Origin of the sequence: Rhizobium sp. PL01, assembly GCF_033447125.1 — a bacterium.
In the GTDB taxonomy this organism is placed as follows: domain Bacteria; phylum Pseudomonadota; class Alphaproteobacteria; order Rhizobiales; family Rhizobiaceae; genus Pararhizobium.
In genome coordinates this window covers 544,944-568,200 of record NZ_JAWQUM010000002.1, presented here as the reverse complement: position 1 = coordinate 568,200, position 23,257 = coordinate 544,944, and the positions used below count along the sequence as shown (strand labels likewise).

The following is a 23,257-nucleotide window of genomic DNA, read 5'->3' as shown; positions in this document are numbered from 1 at the left end:
TTTCGATGGTCACCATTCTCGACAGAACCAACCCTGCCGAAACCACGAGCATTGCCCGTATTCGCCACCCGGAAAAGGCTCACAAGCCCGATACCGAGATGCTGCGCAAGCCGGAATGGATCCGCGTCCGCGCGCCGACTTCGAAGGGCTATGCCGAAACCAAATCGATCGTGAAGGAGCACAAGCTCGTCACGGTCTGCGAAGAGGCAGGCTGCCCGAATATCGGCGAGTGCTGGGACAAGAAACACGCCACGTTCATGATCATGGGCGAGATCTGTACCCGTGCCTGCGCCTTCTGCAATGTCTCCACAGGCAAGCCGAACGCGTTGGATATGGCCGAGCCTGAAAACGTCGCCAAGGCCGTCAAGCAGATGGGCCTGTCGCACGTTGTCATCACTTCCGTGGACCGTGACGATCTGGCCGATGGTGGCGCCGAGCATTTCGAAAAGGTGATCTGGGCGATTCGCGCAGCGTCACCACTGACAACCATCGAAATCCTGACGCCGGACTTCCTGAAGAAGCCGGGTGCGCTGGAGCGCGTCGTCGCCGCCAAGCCCGACGTCTTCAACCACAACATGGAAACCGTTCCGGGCAACTATCTGACCGTTCGCCCAGGTGCACGTTACTTCCACTCGATCCGGCTCTTGCAGCGGGTCAAGGAACTCGACCCGACCATGTTTACCAAGTCCGGCATCATGGTCGGCCTCGGTGAAGAGCGCAACGAAGTGCTGCAGCTGATGGATGACCTGCGCACCGCGGATGTCGACTTTCTGACGATCGGCCAGTACCTGCAGCCGACCCGCAAGCATCATGCGGTCATGAGCTTCGTCACACCGGAAGAGTTCAAGTCCTACGAGACCGTCGCCTATACCAAGGGCTTCCTGATGGTCGCGTCCAGCCCGCTCACCCGCTCGTCGCACCATGCCGGTGACGATTTCGCCCGGCTGCGGGCAGCACGCGAGAAGAAGCTGGCGGCCGCAGCCGGATAATGATCCGGAGGTTGCCAATCCTGATTTGAACCTTATGGTGCGCGGCTTCAATGTTTGGAGCCGCGATGCCGTTCGATATCCCCGAAATCGAGGATGCTTTGCCGATTTTACGGCAAGCACGCCGCATTCTGGTGATCGGCTGCTCCGGCGGTGGCAAAAGCACGCTGTCCCGAAAACTCTCTCAAAAACTCGATCTGCCCTACATCTCGATGGACCGGGATTTTTTCTGGCTGCCGGGTTGGGTCAAGAGACCGAAAGCCGAAGAGCGTGCTTTGATAACAGCCAGTGTTGCGAAGGAGCGCTGGATCATGGATGGCAGTGGCCCATCCACATTTGATCTGCGGTTTCCACGAACCGATCTTGTTATCTGGGTTCGCGTGCCACGCCGGGTCTGCCTTTGGGGACTGATATGCCGGGTCGCGTCGAGCTTTGGCCGCGTCCGTCCAGACATGGCGCCGGGTTGCCCCGAACAATTGCCGGATTTGGAATTCCTGTCCTATATTTGGAATTTCGAACGTCGTGTTTCTCCCGTCATCGCCCGGATGCTTGACCGGTACGCGCCGGATATTCCGGTTCTGGCGCTTCGCAGCCGCCGGGACATCCGGGCTCTGACGGACAGCGTGCAGCGGGCGATGGAAGCCGTGAATGTCAAATAAGCTCTTGAATGTTGAACAGACCGCGGCGGCCCTTCGCTCTGCCGAGCGTATTCTCGTGATAGGCTGCTCCGGCAGCGGCAAGAGCACTTTAGCACAAACCCTCTCGGGCCTATTCAAGCTTCCCTACGTCTCCATGGATAGGGACGTCTTCTGGATGCCGGGGTGGACGCAACGTCCAAGGGCCGAGGCGCTTGGCATCGTCGAGCAGGCGGTGACTGAGCCATGTTGGATCATGGATGGGACAAGCCCCGGCACCTTGCCGCTGCGTCTGCCGCGCACCGATCTCGTCATATGGATGCGGCCGCCTCGCCACGTTTCGCTGTACGGCGTCATCAGCCGCTGGATTCGGTTTCGCGGCAAGACACGTCCGGAAATGGCCAAGAACTGCCCGGAGCGTCTGACGTTTGAGTTTCTGACTTACATCTGGAATTTCGAAAAGACGGAAAGTCCGGAAATCGAGCAGAAGCTGGCCGACTATGGCAGCGACGTACCGGTATTGATCCTGAAGTCGCATTCCGAGACGCGCAGCCTGCTGGAGAAACTTCGCGACCATTGAAGCAGTCGCGGGTTCCCTCTATTCTGGCGCCGGGTTCGCAAATCTTGGGAGGCAGGCATGAATGCTGGTGCACTTTTCCAGAGGGCTGCAACATATGCCGCGGAGTTCCGGCGCTCGGTCGCTGACCGGGCACAACGGCCGGCCCATGATTATGCCCAGTCTGTTGCCGTATTTTCCGAGGAGTTGCCGGAGCATGGCTCGCCGGCCGATAGCGTGCTCGACACTCTGATTGCCAAGGCTGAGCCAGGACTGCATATGCCGACGGGGCCGCGATTTTTCGGCTGGGTCATGGGCGGCTCCCATCCCGCCGGTGTTGCTGCCGATTTCCTGACATCCGCCTGGGGACAGAACGCCGGCAACCATGTGGTGGCGCCATCGGCGGCGGCCGTTGAAGCGATTGCGGCGCGCTGGCTGCTTGAACTGCTCGACCTGCCGCGTGAAAGTTCGGTAGGCTTTGTCACCGGTGCGACGCTGGCGAATTTCACCTGTCTTGCCGCGGCGCGCGGCGAGGTGCTGCGCGCCGTGGATTGGGACGTGGACAAGCAAGGCCTGTTCGGTGCGCCGCAGATCACGGTCGTCATCGGCGATGATGCGCATACCACGGTCTTTTCGGCCCTCCAGTTTCTGGGGCTTGGTCATGACCGTGTCTTGCGGGTGGCCACGGATGATCAGGGGAGAATGCGACCGGCTGCCTTTTCCGAGGCGTTCAGATCGGTCCGTGGCCCAGCAATTGCGATCTTGCAGGCCGGGCAGATCAACACCGGCGACTGCGACGACTTCGCAACGCTCGTTCCCATCGCAAAATCGCAGGGAGCATGGGTTCATGTGGATGGAGCATTCGGCCTATGGGCTCAGGCTTCGCCGCAGAGACGTAGCCTGACGACGGGCGCCGGTTTGGCCGACAGTTGGGCGACGGATGGCCATAAGTGGCTGCAGACGCCGTACGACTGTGGTTATGCGATCGTTCGGAATGAAATGGCGCATCGCAGGGCAATGTCCATCGCGGCAAGCTATCTGCCGCTGCCGGCAGAAGGCGAGCGCGATCCCTCGCATTACGTTCCCGAGTTGTCGCGCCGGGCGCGGGGATTTCCAACCTGGTCGATGATCAAGCATCTGGGGCGTGACGGCATCGCCGCATTGATAGACCAAAATTGCGACGCGGCAGGGGACCTTGCCGGAAGGCTTGACGCGGAACCGGGCATTGAGATCATCAACAGGGTCGTTCTCAACCAGGTGATCGTCCGCTTTGGCAGCGGGCTGGGCGATGACGATGCAGATGATCTGACCAAGCGGACGATCGCACGCCTGCAAAAGGACGGCACGGCATTCGCTGCCGGGGCGCTCTGGCGGGGCAGACATGTGATGCGGCTGTCATTCAGTAATTATCAGACGGATGCAACGCAGGTGGAGATAGCAGCGCGCGCGATCATCGAAGCCTATCGTAACGTTAGGCGTGAGGGTGGTATCCCCTGACGTAACGTTTGCACTGGGAGTACGGTGGGAAGACATCTTGTTTTTCCGCACGTCATTGAATATCTGAACGCCATGCCACAATTCGAGACCCGCCGGCCCGTCAAGCATACGCCCGATCAGATGTTCGACCTGATCGCCGATGTTGAAAAATATCCGCAATTCCTGCCGCTGTGCGAGGCGTTGACCGTGCGTTCCCGCAAGGAGCGCGATGGCAAGGAATTGCTCGTCGCCGATATGACTGTCGGCTATAAGGCGATCCGCGAGACGTTCACGACGCAGGTCCTGTTGAACAAGGCCGAGCGTATCATCGACGTCAAATATATCGATGGACCGTTCAAATATCTCGACAACCGCTGGAGCTTCGAAGCGATGGGCGAGGGCGGCTGTTCCGTCAACTTCTTCATCGACTACGAATTCAAAAGCCGCATTCTCGGCGCCGTCATGGGCTCTATGTTCGACCGGGCATTCCGGATGTTTTCCGAAGCCTTCGAGAAGCGCGCCGATACGATCTACGCGACGGCGTAGCGGAAACCTCAGCTCGCCGCCGTCTCTTCCAGCATATCGAGTGCCGTGCGCACTGTCGCCATCCTGACCGCATCGCGGCCGATATCGCCGTAGCGCATCTCACGATGATGCACTGCGCCGTTCCGGCTGGCTGCGGCCAGATGCACCAGCCCGACCGGCTTGTCTTCAGATCCGCCGCCAGGACCAGCGACGCCGGTGACCGCAACCGCCATATCCGCCTTAGAATGGCTGAGTGCGCCGCGCACCATTTCGATCGCCGTCTGGCGCGACACGGCGCCGTGGACTTCAAGCGTTGCGGTGTTGACGCCGAGCATCTGTATCTTCGCATCGTTTGAATAGGTGACGAAACCGCGATCGACCACAGACGACGAGCCGGGAATTTCAGTGAGGACCCCGGAGATCAGGCCGCCGGTGCAGGATTCCGCAGTCGCCACCATAAGGCCGCGCTCGGAAAACGTGGCGATCAGCCTGCCTGCCTGGGCTTCGATATCGTCGGGCCATCCACTCATTTGCCGCCTCTCGCATAAACAACCGTCGCCGTGGCGATCGCGGCGATGCCTTCGCGCCGGCCGATGAAGCCGATCTTCTCGTTGGTCGTTGCCTTGACCGAGCAGCGATCCAGCGAAATGTTGAGCATATCCGCGAGGTTTTCACGCATCGCCAGCCGGTGCGGGCCAATTTTCGGAGCTTCGGCGATCAGCGAAACGTCTGCATTCATGATGGTGCCGCCATTGTCGCGGACGATCTTTGCGGCGTGCTCGAGGAAGATCCGCGAGGCGGCGCCTTTCCACTGCGGATCGGACGGCGGAAAATGATCGCCGATATCGCCTGCGCCACAGGTGGCAAGCAGGGCGTCGGTCAAGGCGTGAAGGGCGACGTCCGCGTCGGAATGGCCGAGCAGAGTCTGGTCATGCGGCATGAAGATACCGCAAAGCGTTACGCCGTCACCATCGATCAGTTGATGGACGTCATAGCCATTGCCTGTGCGGACATCCGGAAGGGCGTTCCGGTTCAGTTTTTCATCGGCCATGGCTATATCCCGTTTGATCGTCAGTTTCACATTGTCCACCGATCCTTCGATCAGCGTCACGGGTATCCCAACCCATTCGGCGATCGAGGCATCGTCAGTAAAATCGGAGCGGCCGGAGGCGGCGGCATCGGTATGCGCTTCCAGGATCGGCGCGAAGCGAAAGCACTGAGGTGTCTGGGCGCCGTAAAGGCCCGTCCTCGGCACGGTTTCCAGGACCTTTCCGTCCGTTGACCCGCGTTTCAGCGTGTCGGCAACCGCAACTGCGGGCAAAAGGGCGTCAGCACCCTGTGTCAGTGTTGAGACGCACCGGTCGAGCAATGCGTGGTCGATGAACGGCCGGACCGCATCATGGATCATCACATGGGTAATGCCGGATTGTTCCAGCGCCTTTAACCCTGCTAATACCGAAAGCTGCCGCGTCGGCCCGCCATGGACGAACGTAAGGGTCGAAGTGTCGCCGGAAACGAGGCTGCATGCCAGGTGGAACAAGGCTTCGTCATCGGGATGAATGACGACCACAATTGTTTTATCCCTCGGCCATGTCGTAAAAACGTCAAGCGTGTGGGTCATAACCGGCCGCCCGCCGATGGCGCGGTATTGCTTCGGTCCATCCTGCAGCGAGCCGGCGCGTTCACCCCGGCCGGCAGCAACAATGACGACACCACAGGAAAACTGTTCTTTTGCGTGCATCTTCTATATGGGTTCCTGCAAATAGATCGCCGTCATGGCTCTATGCCGAATGTCCGGACAGCTCTCTCGTTCCAGTCTTAGCGTCAAAAACACCCGGCCCATGCCGTTTCGGTATGTGGGCTTCAAATCGTTGGGGTGATTTACCGCGAAGGGTGGGGCTTTACCAGTTGTCCCGGGAATTTTGTCGTAGAGCTCTGAAATCGCTTGGCAAGCCCGTCAGTTATGTCTAAAAATAGTGCAGATTAAAGATGTGCCCGAAAGATAATCAATTGCAGATACCGGATTTGTCATCCCCGTTCCGGGTTGGCCGGCTCTCCTTCAGGAACCGCGTCGTGCTTGCGCCGATGTCGGGCGTGACGGACTTGCCGTTCCGGCAATTGGCCTGGCGGTTTGGCGCGGGTCTGGTCGTGACCGAAATGGTAGCAAGTCGCGAACTGGTCGGCAACGCCTCGGAAAGCTGGTCGCGGCTGAAAAGTTCCGGCATCGATCCGCATATGGTGCAGCTCGCCGGACGCGAGGCGCACTGGATGGGCGAGGCGGCAAAGATCGCTGCGGACAACGGCGCCGATGTCATCGATATCAATATGGGCTGCCCGGCCAAGAAGGTGACCGGCGGTTATTCCGGCTCGGCCCTGATGCGCGATCCCGATCATGCCCTGTCGCTGATCGAGGCTACGGTCAAGGCGGTCGATGTGCCGGTGACGCTGAAGATGCGTCTCGGCTGGGATGAAAATTCCATCAATGCGCCGCTGATCGCCAAACGGGCAGAAGAGGCCGGTGTCCAGATGATCACTATTCACGGCCGTACCCGCATGCAGTTTTATAATGGCACGGCCGATTGGGATGCCATCCGCGCTGTTCGCGACGTGATCTCGGTGCCACTGGTTGCCAACGGTGATGTGGCGACACGGGACGATGCCAACGAAATTCTCCGGCGCTCCGGTGCCGACGCCGTTATGATCGGTCGCTCCAGTCAGGGGCGGCCCTGGCATGCCGGCGTGCTTGCCGGCGCGGTCCAGCATCCGGACGCAGCAGAGATAGCGGACCTTGTTGCCGAGCATTACGGCATGATGCTGGAATTTTACGGAACCGACATCGGTCTCCGGCATGCGCGAAAACATCTTGGTTGGTATTTGGGCCGTTTTGCGCCGCAGCTCGCAGCGCAGGAGAAAGCGGCGATCATGACCTCCACAGAGCCTGCCGCCGCCCTATCCGGCGCGGTTGCTGCTATTGCGGCCGGGCGTGGCCTCGGCGAACAAAAGGATGCAGCATGACCGAGAAAATGAGCGATGAGGAGCGTAAGGCTGTCAATTCGCTGCCGATGGCCGTTCTGAATGCCATCCAGAATCCCGTCATTCTCGTCGATGAAAAGGGTCTTGTCGCCTTTGCCAACTGGGAGGCCGAGGCATTCTTTGGCGCCAGCGCCAACTATCTCGCCCGCCACGACATCAGCGCCTTCATTCCGTTCGGGAGCCCGCTTTTGACTTTGATCGAGCAGGTCCGCGAGCGCCGCGCCGCCGTCAACGAATATCGTGTCGATCTGAGTTCGCCGCGGCTGGGTGCTGACAAGCTTGTCGATCTCTATGTGGCACCGGTTCTGTCCGAGCCGGGCTCGGTCGTGGTGGTCTTCCAGGAGCGCTCGATGGCTGACAAGATCGACCGGCAGCTGACCCACCGGGCAGCGGCGCGGTCTGTCACCGGTCTGGCGTCGATGCTCGCTCACGAGATCAAGAACCCGTTGTCTGGTATTAGAGGGGCGGCCCAGCTTCTGGAGACCTCCGTGAATGACGAAGACCGGGCGCTGACGCGGCTGATCTGCGACGAGACCGACCGGATCGTTTCGCTCGTTGACCGCATGGAGGTGTTTTCAGACGAGCGCCCCGTCGATCGTCATCCGGTCAATATCCACTCAGTTCTCGATCATGTGAAGGCCATTGCCAAAGCTGGTTTTGCCCGGAAAATTCGGATTACCGAGAATTACGACCCATCGCTGCCGCCGGTCTATGCCAACCGTGACCAGCTGATCCAGGTTTTTCTCAACCTGATCAAAAATGCGGCCGAGGCAGTTGCCGATAAGCCGGAAGGCGAGATCATGCTGACGACGGCATACCGGCCCGGAATACGCTTGTCCGTCGCTGGAACGCGGGAGAAAATCTCCTTGCCGCTCGAGTTCTGCGTCCATGACAACGGACCAGGCGTGCCCGCCGATCTGGTGCCGCATCTGTTCGATCCGTTCATCACCACCAAGACCAACGGTTCCGGTCTCGGCCTTGCCCTCGTCGCCAAGATCATCGGCGGCCATGGCGGCATCGTCGAGTGCGATAGCCAGTCGAGCCGTACAACATTTCGCGTTCTGATGCCTGCTTCAAAAGGACCGACGGCCGAAGACAGCGAGCCACTGACCCTCATAAAAGGACAATCCCGATGACTGGCGCCACTATTCTCGTCGCTGACGACGACGCTGCCATCCGTACCGTTCTGAACCAGGCGCTGAGCCGGGCAGGTTACGACGTTCGCATCACCTCGAACGCTGCGACGCTGTGGCGCTGGATTTCGGCTGGAGATGGCGATCTCGTTGTCACCGATGTTGTGATGCCGGACGAGAACGCCTTTGATCTCCTGCCGCGCATCAAGAAGGCGCGACCGGATCTGCCGGTGCTCGTCATGAGCGCCCAGAACACCTTCATGACGGCGATCAAGGCTTCGGAAAAAGGTGCCTACGACTACCTGCCGAAACCCTTCGACCTCACTGAACTGATCGCCATCATTGGCCGGGCCTTGGCCGAACCGAAGCGCAAGCCGGTGAAGCTGGAAGACGATCCGCAAGACGGCATGCCACTGGTTGGCCGCTCGGCCGCCATGCAGGAGATCTACCGTGTTCTCGCCAGGTTGATGCAGACCGATCTGACGCTGATGATCACTGGCGAATCCGGTACCGGCAAGGAACTGGTCGCCAAGGCGCTGCACGATTACGGCAAGCGCCGCAACGGGCCCTTTGTCGCGATCAATATGGCGGCAATCCCGCGCGATCTCATTGAGTCTGAATTGTTCGGTCATGAGAAAGGTGCCTTTACCGGCGCGCAGAACCGCTCGACTGGCCGGTTCGAACAGGCCGAGGGCGGCACGCTGTTTCTCGATGAAATCGGCGATATGCCGATGGATGCGCAGACGCGCCTGCTGCGTGTTCTGCAGCAGGGTGAATACACCACCGTTGGCGGCCGCACGCCGATCCGCTCCGATGTTCGTATCGTCGCTGCAACCAACAAGGATCTGAAGCAATCGATCAACCAGGGGCTGTTCCGCGAGGATCTTTATTACCGCCTCAATGTCGTGCCGCTACGGCTGCCGCCGCTGCGCGATCGTGCCGAGGATATCCCCGATCTCGTCCGTCATTTCGTCCAGCAGGCGGAAAAGGAAGGACTCGATGTCAAGCGCTTCGATCAGGAAGCGCTGGAGTTGATGAAGGCGCATCCCTGGCCCGGCAATGTCCGCGAGCTCGAAAACGTCGTGCGGCGCCTGACCGCACTTTATCCACAGGACGTTATCACCCGCGAAATCATTGAAGCCGAATTACGCTCCGACATTCCCGACAGTCCGATCGAGAAAGCGTCAAGCCGCTCGGGATCGATGTCGATTTCGCAATCCGTAGAAGAGAACATGCGGCAATATTTTGCCGGCTTTGGCGAGGCTCTGCCGCCAGCGGGCCTTTATGATCGCGTGCTGGCTGAAATGGAGTATCCGTTGATATTGGCTGCCCTGACGGCAACGCGCGGCAACCAGATCAAGGCGGCCGACCTGCTTGGCCTGAACCGGAACACTCTGCGCAAGAAAATCCGCGAACTTGGTGTGTCGGTTTATCGAAGCTCTCGCAGCGCTTGACTCGGTAGCAATAAGCGTTGCATTTTCGCCACAATATGTTGCTTAGAAAGCACACGGGTGACGGCGATTCTTTCCGCTCGTTACCTGCCGGATCTGGCCTCTCTGTGTTTGAAAGCAGAGAGACGATCGGGTCATGGCGGTCATTTCTTGACCAAGGCGCGTAAAAACGCCCGCTGCTTTCTGATGGAAAGCGAGGCGGGCCGGGGATGCATTTTTGATGGCCGAAGGGCTGACTGTGCCACTGGCGAAAGAAGACGTTGCCGTAATCGGCCATGACCGGCGCGCATCCTTTGCGTTGCCGGGTCTGTTGCTGGCGACCGGGGCCTTGGTCTGCGCGATTGTATCGCTTCTTGTTTTGCTCGGGCTCACTCCGATCAAGCCGGAAACCAACGTTATTATCGGCTCTGCAGCGATCAACGCGCTGTTCGTGCTCGGGCTGTTGTTTCTGATCGGCCGCGAGATCCTGCGCCTGTTGAAGGCGCGGAGCCGTGGAAGGGCGGCCGCCCGTCTGCATGTGCGCATTGTTGCGCTGTTTTCGATCGTCGCCATCACACCCGCAATCCTTGTGGCGATCTTTGCCAGCATTACGCTCGATGTCGGCCTCGATCGCTGGTTCTCGCTGCGCACGCAGTCGATCGTCAGCTCTTCTCTCGACGTGGCGCAGGCCTATATGCTGGAAAACGCCAGCTATCTGCAGGGCCAGACTGTCTCCATGGCCAATGACCTGGAGCGCAACCGGCAACTCTACAGTCTCGACCGGACGGGCTTTATCGAGCTGATGACGCGGCAGGCCCGCGGACGCGGCATGCTGGGTGCCTTTCTGGTGCGGGGCGACGGGTCTCCCATCGTTCAGGCCAATATCCCCACAGAGCGGCCGCTGCCGGCGATTCCGAAGGACGCGCTGCTCAGCACCGTCTCCGGCCAGCCGACCCTTATTCCGCCGGGCGTCACCAACCTCGTCGGCGCGATCATCCCGATCGACAATATCGAGGGTGCCTATCTCTATACCGTGCGCAGCGTCGATCCAAAAGTCATGCGCTCGATGCGGCTGATGGAGGAGAACACTGCCGAGTACAAGAATCTCGAGGCTGGCCGTACATCGCTGCAGGTGGCCTTCGGAGTGCTCTATCTGGGTTTCGCACTGATCGTGCTTCTGGCGGCGATCTGGACTGCCATCGCGGTCGCCGACCGGATCGTCCGGCCGATCCGGCTTCTGATCGGCGCTGCCGATAGCGTTGCGAGCGGCAATCTCAATGTCATCGTGCCCGTGCATGCGGTAGACGGCGATGTCGGCAGCCTGTCGCGGACGTTCAACAAGATGATCGCCGAGATCCGCACACAGCGCGACCAGATTCTTGAGGCGAAGGACGAGATGGATGACCGGCGGCGGTTCATCGAGGCCGTGCTCTCAGGCGTGACGGCGGCTGTTATCGGCGTCGAGGACGACCGGCGCATCACCATCGCCAATCCATCGTCTGAGCATTTCCTCTCGCGCACCACGCTGGAACTTGTGGGCGAAAGGCTTGCCGATGTGGCGCCGGAAATCGAGCAGGTGCTCAACGAGGCCGCCAGCCGCCATCGCAACGATTATCGCAAGCAGATCAACATCATGCGCGGCGGTACGGAGCGGACGCTGAACGTCCAGGTGACGCGCGAGGAATCGCACGAAGCCAAGGATTCCTATGTCATCACCGTCGACGATATCACCGATCTCGTCATCGCCCAGCGTTCAACCGCCTGGGCTGACGTTGCGCGACGCATCGCCCATGAGATCAAGAATCCGCTGACGCCGATCCAGTTGTCGGCCGAGCGCCTGAAGCGCCGCTATGGCAAGCAGATCAACCAGGACGACCGGGCGGTGTTCGATCAGTGTACCGACACCATCGTTCGTCAGGTCGAGGATATCGGCCGTATGGTCGATGAATTCTCCGGTTTTGCCCGCATGCCCAAGCCGACCAAGGAAAAGGCCGATCTGCGCAATATCCTCAAGGATGCGATCTTCCTGCGCGAAATGGGCAATACCCATGTGACCTTCATCCGTGATCTGGGCGAGGAGCCGCTCGACGGCACGTTCGATAGCCGCATGCTGGGCCAAGCCTTCGGCAACATCATCAAGAATGCGGTCGAGGCGATCGAGGCCTTGCCGGCCGATGCCGTTCGCGGCGATCGCAAGGTGATGGTGCGCTCTCGGCTGAATGAAACGAGCGGCCAGTACGTTATCGATATCATCGACAACGGCCGGGGACTGCCAACTGAAAATCGCCATCGTATTCTCGAGCCCTACATGACGATGCGCGAAAAGGGCACCGGGCTTGGTCTGGCGATCGTCAAGAAGATTATCGAAGACCACGGCGGACAATTGGAACTGCATGATGCTCCCGCCGATTTCGATCGCGGTCAGGGCGCGATGATTCGCATTATTTTGCCGCCGGCTGGACAGAGCAGCGGCACCGAAGACAGACAAGACAAGGATACTTCCTATGGCCGCTGACATTCTGGTTGTGGACGACGAAGAAGACATTCGCGAAATCGTCTCCGGTATCCTGTCCGACGAGGGGCATGAAACCCGCACCGCGTTCGACAGCGACAGCGCGCTTGCCGCCATCAGCGATCGCGTGCCACGCCTCGTGTTCCTCGATATCTGGATGCAAGGCAGCCGTCTGGATGGTCTGGCACTGCTTGACGAGATCAAGAGCCGCTATCCTGATCTGCCGGTGGTGATGATTTCCGGGCACGGCAATATCGAGACCGCCGTTTCGGCGATCCGGCGCGGTGCCTATGACTTCATCGAAAAGCCCTTCAAGGCGGACCGGCTGATTCTCATTGCTGAGCGGGCGCTGGAAAACTCCAAGCTGAAGAAGGAGGTGTCCGAGCTCAAGAAACGCTCCGGCGATCCTGTCGAACTGATCGGCACGTCTGTTGCCGTTTCCCAGTTGCGCCAGACCATCGAGAAGGTTGCACCGACCAACAGCCGCATCATGATCCATGGTCCGTCCGGCTCCGGCAAGGAATTGGTCGCCCGGATGATCCACCGCAAGTCGTCGCGGGCTGCAGGTCCTTTCGTGGCGCTGAATGCGGCGGCGATCACGCCAGATCGCATGGAAATGGCGTTGTTCGGCACAGAGGGAACACCGGGCCAGCCGCGCAAGACCGGCGCGCTCGAAGAGGCCCATGGCGGTATGCTCTATCTCGACGAAGTCGGCGAGATGCCGCGCGAGACACAGAACAAGATTCTGCGGGTGCTGGTCGACCAGCAGTTTGAGCGGGTCGGTGGCTCCAAGCGCGTCAAGGTCGATGTCCGCATCATTTCCTCGACCGCCTACAATCTCGAAACCCAGATCGCCGAAGGCGCTTTTCGCGAAGATCTCTACCACCGGCTGGCCGTTATTCCAGTTCGTGTGCCGCCGCTGGCCGAACGGCGTGAGGACATTCCGTTTCTGGTCGATATATTCATGCGCCAGATCAGCGAGCAGGCGGGTATCCGTACACGCAAGATCGGCGATGACGCTCTGGCCGTGCTGCAATCGCATGACTGGCCAGGCAATATCCGGCAGCTGCGCAACAATATCGAACGGCTGATGATTCTGGCCCGCAGCGATGGTCCCGATACGGCCATCTCTGCCGATATGTTGCCGAGCGAGGTCGGCGACAGCCTGCCGAAGATTTCGACGCAGGGCGATCATCACATCATGACGCTGCCGCTGCGTGAAGCGCGCGAAATGTTCGAGCGGGATTATCTGATCGCCCAGATCAATCGTTTCGGCGGCAATATTTCCCGTACGGCGGAGTTTGTCGGCATGGAGCGTTCGGCGCTACATCGCAAACTGAAGTCGCTTGGGGTCTGAAAACCCGAATTTTATCTTTCTGAGACAGGTCATCCATGTCGCGCATTGCCTATGTCAACGGTGCCTACCAGCAGCATACCGAAGCTACTGTTCATATCGAGGATCGCGGCTTCCAGTTCGCCGATGGCGTCTATGAGGTCTGCGAGATCCGTCACGGTTTCATCGTTGATCTCACCCGCCATCTCGACAGGCTGGACCGCTCGCTGAGTGAACTGCGGATCGCGTGGCCGATGACGCGGGCAGCACTCATCGTCGTCATTCGCGAGGTCGTGCGCCGCAACCGGGTAAAGAACGGCTTGTTCTACCTGCAGGTGACGCGCGGCGCGGCGCGGCGGGATCACGTCTTTCCAGCAAGGGATACGCCGTCGACCATCGTTGTCACGGCCAAGCGTACCGATGCGTCGGTGATTGCCAGGAAGAATGCCCTGGGGATCAGCGCCATTACCGTTCCGGAAAATCGCTGGGACCGCGTCGACATCAAGTCCGTCGGTTTGTTGCCGAACGTGCTGGCGCGCCAGGCTGCCAAGGACGTGGGCGCTCAGGAGGCGATCTTTATCGATCCGGATGGTACGGTGAGGGAGGGTGCCGCAACCAATGTCTGGATCGTCGATAAGTCAGGCCGGCTGCGCACGCGCCACGCCGAGCATGGCATCCTGCGCGGGATCACCCGCACGACGCTGAAGGATGTCACTGCCGCGATCGGGCTGGAGATTGTCGAACAGGCTTTTTCGGTCGAGGACATGCTGGAAGCGCGTGAGGTTTTCATCACAGCTGCCACGAGTATTTGTTTTCCAGTCGTTGCCGTTAACGGTAAAACCATCGCCAACGGCCATCCGGGCAGTGTGTCACAGAAAATTCGTGAAGCCTTTTTCGACATTGCGGAAAAGACCGCGATTTGATACCAAATCCGGGGGGACGCTATTAAGACGAGTTTTTTTCAGCGTTCGGGCTATTCAGATCGTATAATCAACCGGTTAAATCGGACCGGAAAATAAGAAAGTAGCGGCGCTATGGCGGAACGTTCTCAGAACTTGCAGGATCTTTTTCTCAACACCGTCCGCAAGCAGAAGATATCTCTGACGATATTTCTTATCAATGGTGTGAAACTGACGGGCGTTGTCACGTCTTTTGACAATTTCTGTGTGCTTTTGCGGCGTGACGGGCATTCCCAGCTCGTATACAAGCACGCAATCTCGACAATCATGCCGGGCCAGCCGATGCAGATGTTCGAGAGCGAAGAATCCGCATCCTGACGGGATACAAGACACATTACCAAACGTGATACAAAATCGGCGTCGATCATCCCGGAGCTTGAAAAGCTTCGCGATGACATGCGCGCTGTCGTCATCGTCCCGGTCCTGAAAAAGACCGGCAGACAGAATGCGGATATCATTGCCGCGACCTCGACGCGCACCGATGAAAGCCGGCTGGAAGAGACGATCGGGCTTGCGCTCGCCATCGATCTCGAAGTCGTGCACGGTATGATCGTGCCCGTCGCCCAGCCAAAGCCGGGCACGCTGCTTGGAAGCGGAAAGATCGAGGAGATCGGCCATTTGCTCAGCGAGCATAATGCCGGCCTCGTCATTATCGATCACCCGCTCACCCCGGTACAGCAGCGTAATCTGGAAAAAGAATGGAACTGCAAGGTCATCGACCGGACCGGTCTCATCTTGGAAATCTTCGGCCGTCGCGCGTCCACCAAGGAAGGCACGCTGCAGGTCGAGCTTGCCCATCTGAACTATCAGAAGGGCCGTCTGGTTCGCAGCTGGACCCACTTGGAGCGCCAGCGCGGTGGTGCGGGCTTCATGGGTGGTCCGGGTGAAACCCAGATCGAAGCCGACCGCCGTTTGCTGCAGGAAAAGATCGTCAAGCTCGAGAAAGAGCTGGAGCAGGTACGTCGCACCCGCCAGCTTCATCGCGCCAAGCGCAAGAAGGTGCCGCATCCGATCGTGGCACTTGTCGGCTACACCAATGCCGGAAAATCGACGCTGTTCAACCGGATCACCGGTGCGGGCGTTCTCGCCGAAGACATGCTCTTTGCGACGCTCGACCCGACGCTGCGCCGGATGAAACTGCCACACGGCCGCATGGTCATGCTGTCCGACACTGTCGGCTTCATTTCCGACCTGCCGACCCATCTGGTCGCCGCCTTCCGGGCGACGCTGGAGGAGGTACTGGAAGCCGATCTGATCCTGCATGTGCGCGATCTCGCCGATCCGGACAATCAGGTACAGGCGCAGGACGTCCTGCGCATTCTCGACGATCTCGGTATCGATGAGAAGGCGCGCTCGGAACGCATCATCGAAATCTGGAACAAGATCGATCTGCTGGATGAAGAGGCCCGTGAGAGCCTCATCCAGAAAGCCGAGAACAGCGACAACACCGTTGCCGTTTCGGCGGTGACAGGCGAGGGTGTCGATCACCTGCTTGGTGAAATCAACAAGCGCCTGTCTGGCGTCCTGATGGAATGCAATGTCGTCCTGCCGGCCAACAAGCTGCAATTGCTGTCATGGGTCTACGAGCACACGATGGTCGATGGCAGAGAAGATCTGGAAGACGGTTCCGTCAGTCTCGATCTGCGCATGACACCCAGCGAATCGGAAGAACTCGACCGGCGCCTTGGCAATAGCCCTAAGGCAGCTGCACAGGACTGGTAGGCCTTAAAAATAACGCTGACGTTACGGCATGCCGTTACGTCAGCGTACGCAATGCGCTATTTCAGCCGCCTTTCGATCGCTTTGGCCGCCTGCCAGAGGTCTTCCATTCGCTCCAACGTTGCCTCTTCGAGATTTTCGCCGTTGGCATTCAACTCGGTCTCGATATGCGAAAAACGGCGCCGGAATTTGGTGTTGGTGCCACGCAGCGCCATTTCCGGGTCAGTGCCGACATGGCGGCCGATGTTGACAATAGCGAAGATCAGGTCGCCGAGTTCGTCCGCCACCTTTGCCTTGTCATTCGACGCCAAAGCCTCGCGCAGTTCGGCGATCTCTTCCTCGATCTTGTCGAGGATGGGCTCTGGCGAGGACCAGTCGAAGCCGACTTTGGCTGCCCGTTCCTGTAGTTTCAATGCTTCGACAAGTGCGGGGAAACTGCGCTGGACGGAACCGAGATGGCCTTTGTCGGCATCTTCGGGCAAGCCGCGCTTGGCCCGTCGCTCGCGGCGCTCGGTTTTCTCCGCCTGTTTGATTTCATCCCACTGCAATTTCACTGCCTGCGGCGTATCCGCATCGGAGCGCGCAAAAACATGCGGATGACGGCGGATCATTTTCCGGGTGATGGCGTCGACCACGTCACCGAACGAAAAATCGCCGGCTTCCTCGGCCATGCGGGCGTGAAAAACCACCTGCAGCAGCAGATCGCCGAGCTCGTCGCAGAGATCGTCCATATCGGCGCGCTCGATGGCGTCGGCGACCTCATAGGCTTCTTCCAGCGTATAGGGCTTGATGGTCTCGAAGGTCTGGACGATGTCCCAGGGGCAGCCGGTTTCGGGCTTCCGCAGGGCTTCCATGATGTCGAGCAGGCGGGTGATATCCTTGGAGGACTGCATGGGGGTCAATTCAGCGGAATGGCGTTATCGTCCTTGCCGGACTGGTAGGCATCCGACAGCGATTGATATCTTGCGCGGATGCGCTGGTCCTGTGCCCGTAGTGCTGGCTTGCCGGCTTCATTCGAAGTCGCCACCAGATCAGCGATCGAGGACGAGCGCCAGAAGGCGTTGGTCTTGGCGTAGCCGCCGGGATCGAGCCGGAAAACTTCTTTGAGGATTTTCAGATCGTGCGGGATCGAGAAGGCGTCACGCGAATCCTCGTGGCTGAAGAAATAGTAGAAATTGTCGAAACCCGCCCAGGTAATCGCCGAGAGACACATCGAGCAGGGCTCGTGGGTGGAGAGGAAGATCAGGTCCTTGGTATCCGGCTTTTCCGCGCGCTCGTAGAAGCGCTTCAGCGCATGCACCTCGCCATGCCAGAGCGGGTTTTCCGTCTCGTTGTTGGTTTCGGCAATCACCAGCGACAGGTCCGATTTGCGCAGGATCGCCGCACCGAAAACCTTGTTGCCGGCGGCCACGCCTTTTTCCGTCAAGGGAAGGATGTCCGCTTCAATGACGGTCAACAGGCGGTCTGCAAGGTCGGAATTGTTCATCAGCGCATGGCTCCGGTCTATGATAATGGTGGCATTTAACGGATATCGGCTGGAATAGGCAATGCCAGATGGCCGTTGCGGCAGACTGTTGCCGCGCGGCCCGGCCGGAGATATTTGCTCAAATTGTGCTGGAGTCGAGCAAAAGAATATCCACTCGCAAAGGCATCGGAATTTCTGTTTCTTCAATTTCAGCTGTATAAAAGAGATATTCCGCAGAACCTGTAACAGGATCAGAATCCCGCGCTATGACCGAGCAACTGACCGTCTTTCCGGCCTTCTTCCGCGTTGCGCAGAAATGCGTGGCGGTTTTCGGCAATGGTGATGAGGCATTTGCCAAGGTTCGGCTGTTGCTGAACACGCAGGCGCGGATCGTTGCCTATGCGGATGCGCCGGAAGCTGACTTTGCCGCGTTCCTGTCCGTCAACGCCATCGAGCTCGTGCGGAAGCATTTCGAAGTGAACCAGGTTGATGGTGCAACGCTGGTGTTTGCCGCAACCGGCGATGCCGCGCAGGACCGCTTGATTGTTGCTGCTGCCCGCGCGCAAAAAATCCCGGCCAATGCGGTTGATCAACCCGAATTCTGTGATTTCCTGACACCGGCACTGGTCAACCGTGCGCCCGTTGCTGTTGCCATCGGCACGGAGGGGGCTGGCCCGGTGCTGGCCCAGATGATCCGCGCGCAGATTGACCAGCTTCTTTCGCCGTCGCTTGGCGCGCTCGCCTCGCTGGCGCAGGCGTATCGTGATGCAGCCGACCGCGTTCTGCCGCGGGGCGTTTCCCGCCGTGTTTTCTGGCGCCGCTTCTTTTCCGGTCCGGTGGCTGATCAGGTGTCGCTTGGCAATGTCGCCGAAGCCCGCCGCGAAGCTTCCCGGTTGCTGCAATCCGTTGACCGTGTTCCCGGCCATGTCTGGCTGGTTGGCGCCGGTCCAGGCGCTGTAGACCTTTTGACCTTGCGTGCGCAGCGCGTGATGATGGAAGCCGACGTGATCGTCTATGACGCGCTGGTGCCGCAGGCAATTGTCGATATGGGCCGTCGCGATGCTGAGCGCCTGTCGGTCGGCAAGCGCAAGGGCTGTCATTCGAAGTCGCAGCATGAGATCAACCAGCTGCTGGTGCGTCTCGGACAGGACGGCAAGCGTGTCGTGCGGTTGAAGTCCGGCGATCCGCTGGTCTATGGCCGCGCTGGCGAGGAAATGGCCGCATTGCGCGAAGCCGGCGTCACCTACGAGATCGTGCCCGGCATCACCTCGGCCTTTGCGGCGGCAGCCGATTTTGAATTGCCGCTGACGCTGCGTGGTGTCGCCTCGTCGTTGATCTTTACCACCGGCCATGACCTGACCGGTGATGTCTTGCCGGATTGGGCTCGTCTCGCCATTTCCGGCGCGACCATTGCCGTCTATATGGGCCGCACGGTTGCGGCTTCCGTGGCCGCGCGCCTGATCGAAGCGGGCTTACCGGCGGAAACCACGGTTGCGGTGATTGAAAATGCCAGCCGCGCGGAGCGCAAGCTGCTGCACGGGACGCTGAAGGACCTGCCGGACCTGCAATATCGCGACGAACTCGATGGTCCGGTTATGGTGATCATCGGCGACGCGGTTGCAGGTGCGAATTTTGAGCGTTCCGAGCCGTTGGTGAAGGGGCAGTCGCTTAAGAATACCGTCGCCAGGACCGTGGCGACGCACAAACAGACTGATGAAGTGAGGAACTGACATGGCCGACAAGGTATTGACCGCAAACCGCCTGTCTGACGGCATCTCCGTCTGGCTCGATGCCTCGGGCAATTGGGTGGAATCGCTGCAGGATGCGTTTGTCGCCCGCCATGCCGAAGCTGTCACCGCTCTGGAAGCAACTGGCAAGGCGGCGTTCGCCGACAACAAGGTGGTTGACGTGAATGTCATTGATATTGAAGAAGTGGCAGGCATTCTGCGGCCCTTGCGTATGCGCGAGCGCGTTCGTGCCGAAGGCCCGACAATCGATTATGCGCCAGGATACAAGGGCCTGACCGGCCCCGTGCACGCGGCTTAAGGAAGACAAGACCGATGTACCGTTACGACGAATTCGACCATGCCTTTGTTGCAGACCGCGTCGCGCAGTTTCGCGATCAGGTAACACGCCGCCTCTCTGGTGAGCTTGCCGAAGATGCCTTCAAGCCGCTGCGGCTGATGAACGGCGTCTATCTGCAGCTTCACGCCTATATGCTGCGCGTTGCGATCCCCTATGGCACGCTGAACAGCAACCAGATGCGCATGCTCGCCCATATCGCTCGCAAATACGATCGCGGCTACGGGCATTTCACCACGCGTCAGAACATCCAGTACAACTGGCCAAAACTTTCCGAGACGCCGGATATTCTGGCAGAACTCGCCTCAGTCGAGATGCACGCCATCCAGACCTCGGGCAACTGTATTCGTAACGTGACGGCTGACCATTTCGCGGGTGCCGCTGCCGATGAAGTTGCTGACCCGCGTCCCTATGCCGAAATTTTGCGTCAGTGGTCGTCGGTTCATCCGGAATTTTCCTTCCTACCGCGCAAGTTCAAGATCGCCGTCACCGGCGCCGAGCGTGACCGTGCAGCCATTCAGGTGCATGATATCGGTCTGCATCTGAAGAAGAACGACAAGGGCCAAATCGGCTTTGCCGTCTATGTCGGCGGCGGGCAGGGACGCACGCCAATGATTGCCAAGAAGATCCGCGACTTTCTGCCGGAAGAGGACCTGTTGTCCTACACGACGGCAATCATGCGCGTTTACAACCTGCATGGCCGCCGCGACAACAAGTACAAGGCGCGCATCAAGATCCTCGTGCACGAAACCGGAACCGAGGTTCTGACCGGCCAGGTCGAGCAGGAATTCCTGCAGTTGAAGAACACCGAGCTGAAGCTGCCGGAAGCCGACATCCAGGCCATCACCACCTATTTCGAGCTGCCGCCGCTTGCCGATCGTCCGGAAGGCTGGGCCAGTCTGGCGGGCTGGAAGAAAGCCGATCCGGATTTTGCCCGCTGGGTGCAGCAGAACGTCCAGCCGCACAAGCATCCGGACTATGGCATGGTGACCGTGTCGCTGAAACCGATCGGCGGCATTCCGGGCGATGCCAGCGACAGCCAGATGGATGCGATCGCCGATCTGGCCGAAGAATATGCCTTCGACGAAATCCGCATCAGCCATGAACAGAACATCATCCTGCCGCATGTAGCACTTGCCGATCTGGAGGCACTCTATCGCGGTCTTGTTTCGATCGGTTTGGCAACGGCCAATGCCGGTCTGATCACGGATATCATTGCCTGTCCCGGCTTGGACTATTGCGCGCTCGCCAATGCGCGCTCGATCCCGCTGTCGCAGGAAATCTCCATGCGGTTTGGCGATCCTGACCGGCAGGCGGAGATCGGCGAGCTGAAGATCAAGATTTCCGGCTGTATCAATGCCTGCGGCCACCACCATGTCGGCCATATCGGCCTTTTGGGCGTGGAAAAGAAGGGCGCCGAGCTCTACCAGATCACGCTCGGCGGTTCCGGCGACGAGAACACCTCGATCGGTGAGATCATCGGCCGCGGCTTCGAGCCTGAAAAGGTCACGGATGCTATCGAAACAATCGTGAACGTCTATCTCGGGCTTCGCAACGATGCCTCGGAAATCTTCCTCGATGCCTATCGCCGGGTCGGGCCACAGCCCTTCAAGGACGCGCTCTACGGTGGTAATGCGCAGGAAGCGGCCTGAGGTTCAAGGACAAGCATATGACAAAGATCTGGAAAGAAACCGGCTTCGTGACCGACGATCCCTGGGTTGTCGAAAGTGAGGAAACCAAAGCTGGCTCCAACGAAAAAGCCATTCTCGGGATCGATGCCTTCCTTGAAAAGGCATCGTCCGGTGACAGCGGGCTAGGTGTTTTGGTCAATCCGGCTGACGATGTGACGCGGCTGCAGCCGTATCTGGAGCAGGTGTCGCTGATTGCGGTGGCTTTCCCCGCCTTCAACGATGGCCGGGCGTTCAGCCATGCGTCGCTGCTGCGCGTTCGTCTTGGTTATGGCAAGGAAATCCGTGCGGTCGGCGACGTGTTGATCGACCAGGTGCCGCTGATGCTGCGCTGTGGCGTCGATAGCTTTGCCGTCAGCAACGAAACGGCTCTGAAGCGCCTGTCCGAAGGGCGGCTGCCGGGGATCGACAATCATTACCAGCCGACCGCCAAACCATCGACTGACGCGAAATCCTACAGCTGGCGCCGGGTTTCCTGAGACCGCGACATACTGAAGCACGCATCAATCTGCAAAAGGCGCTATAATTGGAACGGAATTGCTTCCAAATCAGCGCCTTTTGGAATATCCGCTGATACCTGAAAGAGTTACTCATCATTACAGGACCTGACGCCGCAATGAATGCTCCTGCCAAGATCGAAGAATTTGCCGCAACCGTACCCGCTGGCGTGTTCGCTGAAACGGTGACGAAGGTCACGCATTATACGGACCGGCTGTTCAGCTTCCGCATGACGCGTCCGACCGAGTTTCGTTTCCGCTCGGGCGAATTCGCCATGATTGGCCTGATGGTTGATGGCAAGCCGATCTACCGCGCTTATTCGATCGCCAGCCCTGCCTGGGACGATGAGCTTGAATTCTTCTCGATCAAGGTTCCGGACGGGCCGCTGACATCGCATCTGCAGGGTATCAAGCCAGGCGACCAGGTGCTGATGCGCAAGAAGCCGACCGGCACGCTGGTGCTTGACGCACTGACGCCCGGCAAGCGTCTTTACATGTTTTCGACCGGAACCGGCATCGCACCGTTTGCAAGCCTGATCCGCGATCCGGAAACGTTCGAGAAGTTTGAAGAAGTCATCCTCACCCACACAACCCGGGACGTCGCCGAGCTGAAATACGGCTTCGATCTGATCGAGGAAATCCGCAATCACGAATTCCTGGCCGAGCTGGTCGGCGACAAGCTGCGTCACTATGCGACCGTCACCCGCGAAGATTATCCGTTCAAGGGCCGCATCACCAACCTGATGCGCGACGGCAAGATGTTCTCCGACCTTAGCCTCCCGGCTTTCGATCCCGCGGTCGATCGCGGCATGATCTGCGGCTCGACCGAGATGCTGAAAGAAACCAAGGAGATCCTCGAAGCCGCCGGTTTGCACGAAGGTGCCAACAACAAGCCGGGCGAATTCGTCATCGAACGTGCATTCGTTGGCTGATAACCTTAGAAACGCGGAATAGGAGAGGCGGCTTTCGGGCCGCCTTTTTTGTTTCACCGCAGAGCGGTTTGTGAGTCTCGCAAACCCGTTACTCCTTCAGGTGGAGCACAAGCTACGCCTTTTTGCTGAAGGAGGCACTAAAGGGTTGTCTGATGTGGATTTCAGTAGCTGTGAATTGTCTGTTTGGCCGGTCTGCGCCCACAACGGAAATTGCCAGCAAACACAGAAGCTTGGATGTCCGCGAATAAAGTCCGCTGCAAAATCGTATGTTCTACAATAGCAGTTGACGAAGCCGG

At 59.2% G+C, this 23,257-nt stretch carries 22 protein-coding genes; 18 read left to right on the top strand and 4 right to left on the bottom strand.

The window, feature by feature from the left end:
* Positions 1–5: 5 nt before the first annotated feature.
* The 5 genes from lipA (at position 6) to R6X40_RS07120 (ending at position 4,199) form a co-directional block, all read left to right on the top strand.
* Positions 6–989 carry a lipoyl synthase gene (gene lipA / locus R6X40_RS07140; protein ID WP_318412185.1) on the top strand — a complete coding sequence of 328 codons (984 nt, stop codon included), beginning with the start codon at positions 6–8 and terminating at the stop codon, positions 987–989.
* Between the two features lie 65 nt (positions 990–1,054).
* On the top strand, positions 1,055–1,645 hold the full coding sequence (locus R6X40_RS07135; RefSeq protein WP_318412183.1) for an AAA family ATPase: 591 nt from the start codon (positions 1,055–1,057) through the stop codon (positions 1,643–1,645).
* Positions 1,635–2,201 (top strand): AAA family ATPase, encoded by a 567-nt coding sequence (locus tag R6X40_RS07130; protein ID WP_318412181.1) that lies wholly within the window; start codon positions 1,635–1,637, stop codon positions 2,199–2,201. The genes R6X40_RS07135 and R6X40_RS07130 overlap by 11 nt, the downstream gene beginning before the upstream one ends.
* Positions 2,202–2,258: 57 nt before the next feature.
* Positions 2,259–3,674 (top strand): pyridoxal phosphate-dependent decarboxylase family protein, encoded by a 1,416-nt coding sequence (locus tag R6X40_RS07125; RefSeq protein WP_318412179.1) that lies wholly within the window; start codon positions 2,259–2,261, stop codon positions 3,672–3,674.
* A gap of 72 nt (positions 3,675–3,746) precedes the next feature.
* Positions 3,747–4,199: a type II toxin-antitoxin system RatA family toxin gene (locus tag R6X40_RS07120; RefSeq protein WP_318412385.1), complete on the top strand. Its 453-nt coding sequence runs from the start codon at positions 3,747–3,749 to the stop codon at positions 4,197–4,199.
* 8 nt (positions 4,200–4,207) lie between these two features.
* On the opposite strand, the gene R6X40_RS07115 is transcribed toward R6X40_RS07120, so the two are convergent.
* Both R6X40_RS07115 and R6X40_RS07110 read right to left on the bottom strand, forming a co-directional pair.
* On the bottom strand, positions 4,208–4,708 hold the full coding sequence (locus R6X40_RS07115; protein WP_318412178.1) for a CinA family protein: 501 nt from the start codon (positions 4,706–4,708) through the stop codon (positions 4,208–4,210).
* On the bottom strand, positions 4,705–5,919 hold the full coding sequence (locus R6X40_RS07110; RefSeq protein WP_318412177.1) for a bifunctional 2-C-methyl-D-erythritol 4-phosphate cytidylyltransferase/2-C-methyl-D-erythritol 2,4-cyclodiphosphate synthase: 1,215 nt from the start codon (positions 5,917–5,919) through the stop codon (positions 4,705–4,707). Before R6X40_RS07110 ends, R6X40_RS07115 begins: the two co-directional genes overlap by 4 nt.
* A gap of 248 nt (positions 5,920–6,167) precedes the next feature.
* Here R6X40_RS07110 and dusB point away from each other — a divergent pair, with 248 nt between their 5' ends.
* The 8 genes from dusB to hflX all read left to right on the top strand — a co-directional run bounded on the left by dusB (position 6,168) and on the right by hflX (position 16,300).
* Positions 6,168–7,193, top strand: coding sequence for a tRNA dihydrouridine synthase DusB (dusB, locus tag R6X40_RS07105; RefSeq protein ID WP_318412175.1), 1,026 nt, complete (start codon positions 6,168–6,170; stop codon positions 7,191–7,193).
* Positions 7,190–8,347: a nitrogen regulation protein NR(II) gene (locus tag R6X40_RS07100; protein ID WP_318412174.1), complete on the top strand. Its 1,158-nt coding sequence runs from the start codon at positions 7,190–7,192 to the stop codon at positions 8,345–8,347. Before dusB ends, R6X40_RS07100 begins: the two co-directional genes overlap by 4 nt.
* Positions 8,344–9,798 carry a nitrogen regulation protein NR(I) gene (gene ntrC, locus R6X40_RS07095; RefSeq protein ID WP_318412173.1) on the top strand — a complete coding sequence of 485 codons (1,455 nt, stop codon included), beginning with the start codon at positions 8,344–8,346 and terminating at the stop codon, positions 9,796–9,798. The genes R6X40_RS07100 and ntrC overlap by 4 nt, the downstream gene beginning before the upstream one ends.
* 217 nt (positions 9,799–10,015) lie before the next feature.
* Entirely contained in the window at positions 10,016–12,289 is a 2,274-nt protein-coding gene (locus R6X40_RS07090) for a PAS domain-containing sensor histidine kinase (protein WP_318412171.1), read from the top strand.
* Entirely contained in the window at positions 12,279–13,643 is a 1,365-nt protein-coding gene (locus tag R6X40_RS07085) for a sigma-54 dependent transcriptional regulator (RefSeq protein ID WP_318412169.1), read from the top strand. The genes R6X40_RS07090 and R6X40_RS07085 overlap by 11 nt, the downstream gene beginning before the upstream one ends.
* Before the next feature lie 35 nt (positions 13,644–13,678).
* Positions 13,679–14,542, top strand: coding sequence for a D-amino-acid transaminase (locus R6X40_RS07080; protein WP_318412168.1), 864 nt, complete (start codon positions 13,679–13,681; stop codon positions 14,540–14,542).
* Positions 14,543–14,653: 111 nt separating this feature from the next.
* Entirely contained in the window at positions 14,654–14,896 is a 243-nt protein-coding gene (gene hfq, locus R6X40_RS07075; protein WP_018325164.1) for an RNA chaperone Hfq, read from the top strand.
* 78 nt (positions 14,897–14,974) lie between these two features.
* Positions 14,975–16,300 carry a GTPase HflX gene (hflX, locus tag R6X40_RS07070; protein ID WP_318412164.1) on the top strand — a complete coding sequence of 442 codons (1,326 nt, stop codon included), beginning with the start codon at positions 14,975–14,977 and terminating at the stop codon, positions 16,298–16,300.
* Between the two features lie 56 nt (positions 16,301–16,356).
* On the opposite strand, the gene mazG is transcribed toward hflX, so the two are convergent.
* On the bottom strand, positions 16,357–17,190 hold the full coding sequence (gene mazG / locus R6X40_RS07065; protein WP_318412162.1) for a nucleoside triphosphate pyrophosphohydrolase: 834 nt from the start codon (positions 17,188–17,190) through the stop codon (positions 16,357–16,359).
* A gap of 5 nt (positions 17,191–17,195) precedes the next feature.
* The gene (locus R6X40_RS07060) at positions 17,196–17,783 is read right to left on the bottom strand and encodes a nucleoside deaminase (RefSeq protein ID WP_318412160.1); all 588 of its coding nucleotides are present in this window, start codon (positions 17,781–17,783) and stop codon (positions 17,196–17,198) included.
* Between the two features lie 245 nt (positions 17,784–18,028).
* Here R6X40_RS07060 and cysG point away from each other — a divergent pair, with 245 nt between their 5' ends.
* From cysG to R6X40_RS07035, 5 genes are all read left to right on the top strand, one after another.
* Entirely contained in the window at positions 18,029–19,492 is a 1,464-nt protein-coding gene (gene cysG / locus R6X40_RS07055) for a siroheme synthase CysG (protein WP_318412159.1), read from the top strand.
* A gap of 1 nt (position 19,493) precedes the next feature.
* Entirely contained in the window at positions 19,494–19,808 is a 315-nt protein-coding gene (locus R6X40_RS07050) for a DUF2849 domain-containing protein (RefSeq protein WP_318412158.1), read from the top strand.
* Between the two features lie 14 nt (positions 19,809–19,822).
* Positions 19,823–21,496, top strand: a complete 1,674-nt coding sequence (locus tag R6X40_RS07045) for a nitrite/sulfite reductase (RefSeq protein WP_318412156.1) — start codon at positions 19,823–19,825, stop codon at positions 21,494–21,496.
* Between the two features lie 17 nt (positions 21,497–21,513).
* Positions 21,514–22,011, top strand: coding sequence for a DUF934 domain-containing protein (locus R6X40_RS07040; protein ID WP_318412155.1), 498 nt, complete (start codon positions 21,514–21,516; stop codon positions 22,009–22,011).
* Between the two features lie 137 nt (positions 22,012–22,148).
* Complete coding sequence (locus tag R6X40_RS07035; RefSeq protein ID WP_318412153.1) at positions 22,149–22,961, top strand: ferredoxin--NADP reductase; 813 nt, start codon at positions 22,149–22,151, stop codon at positions 22,959–22,961.
* Positions 22,962–23,257: the final 296 nt, after the last annotated feature.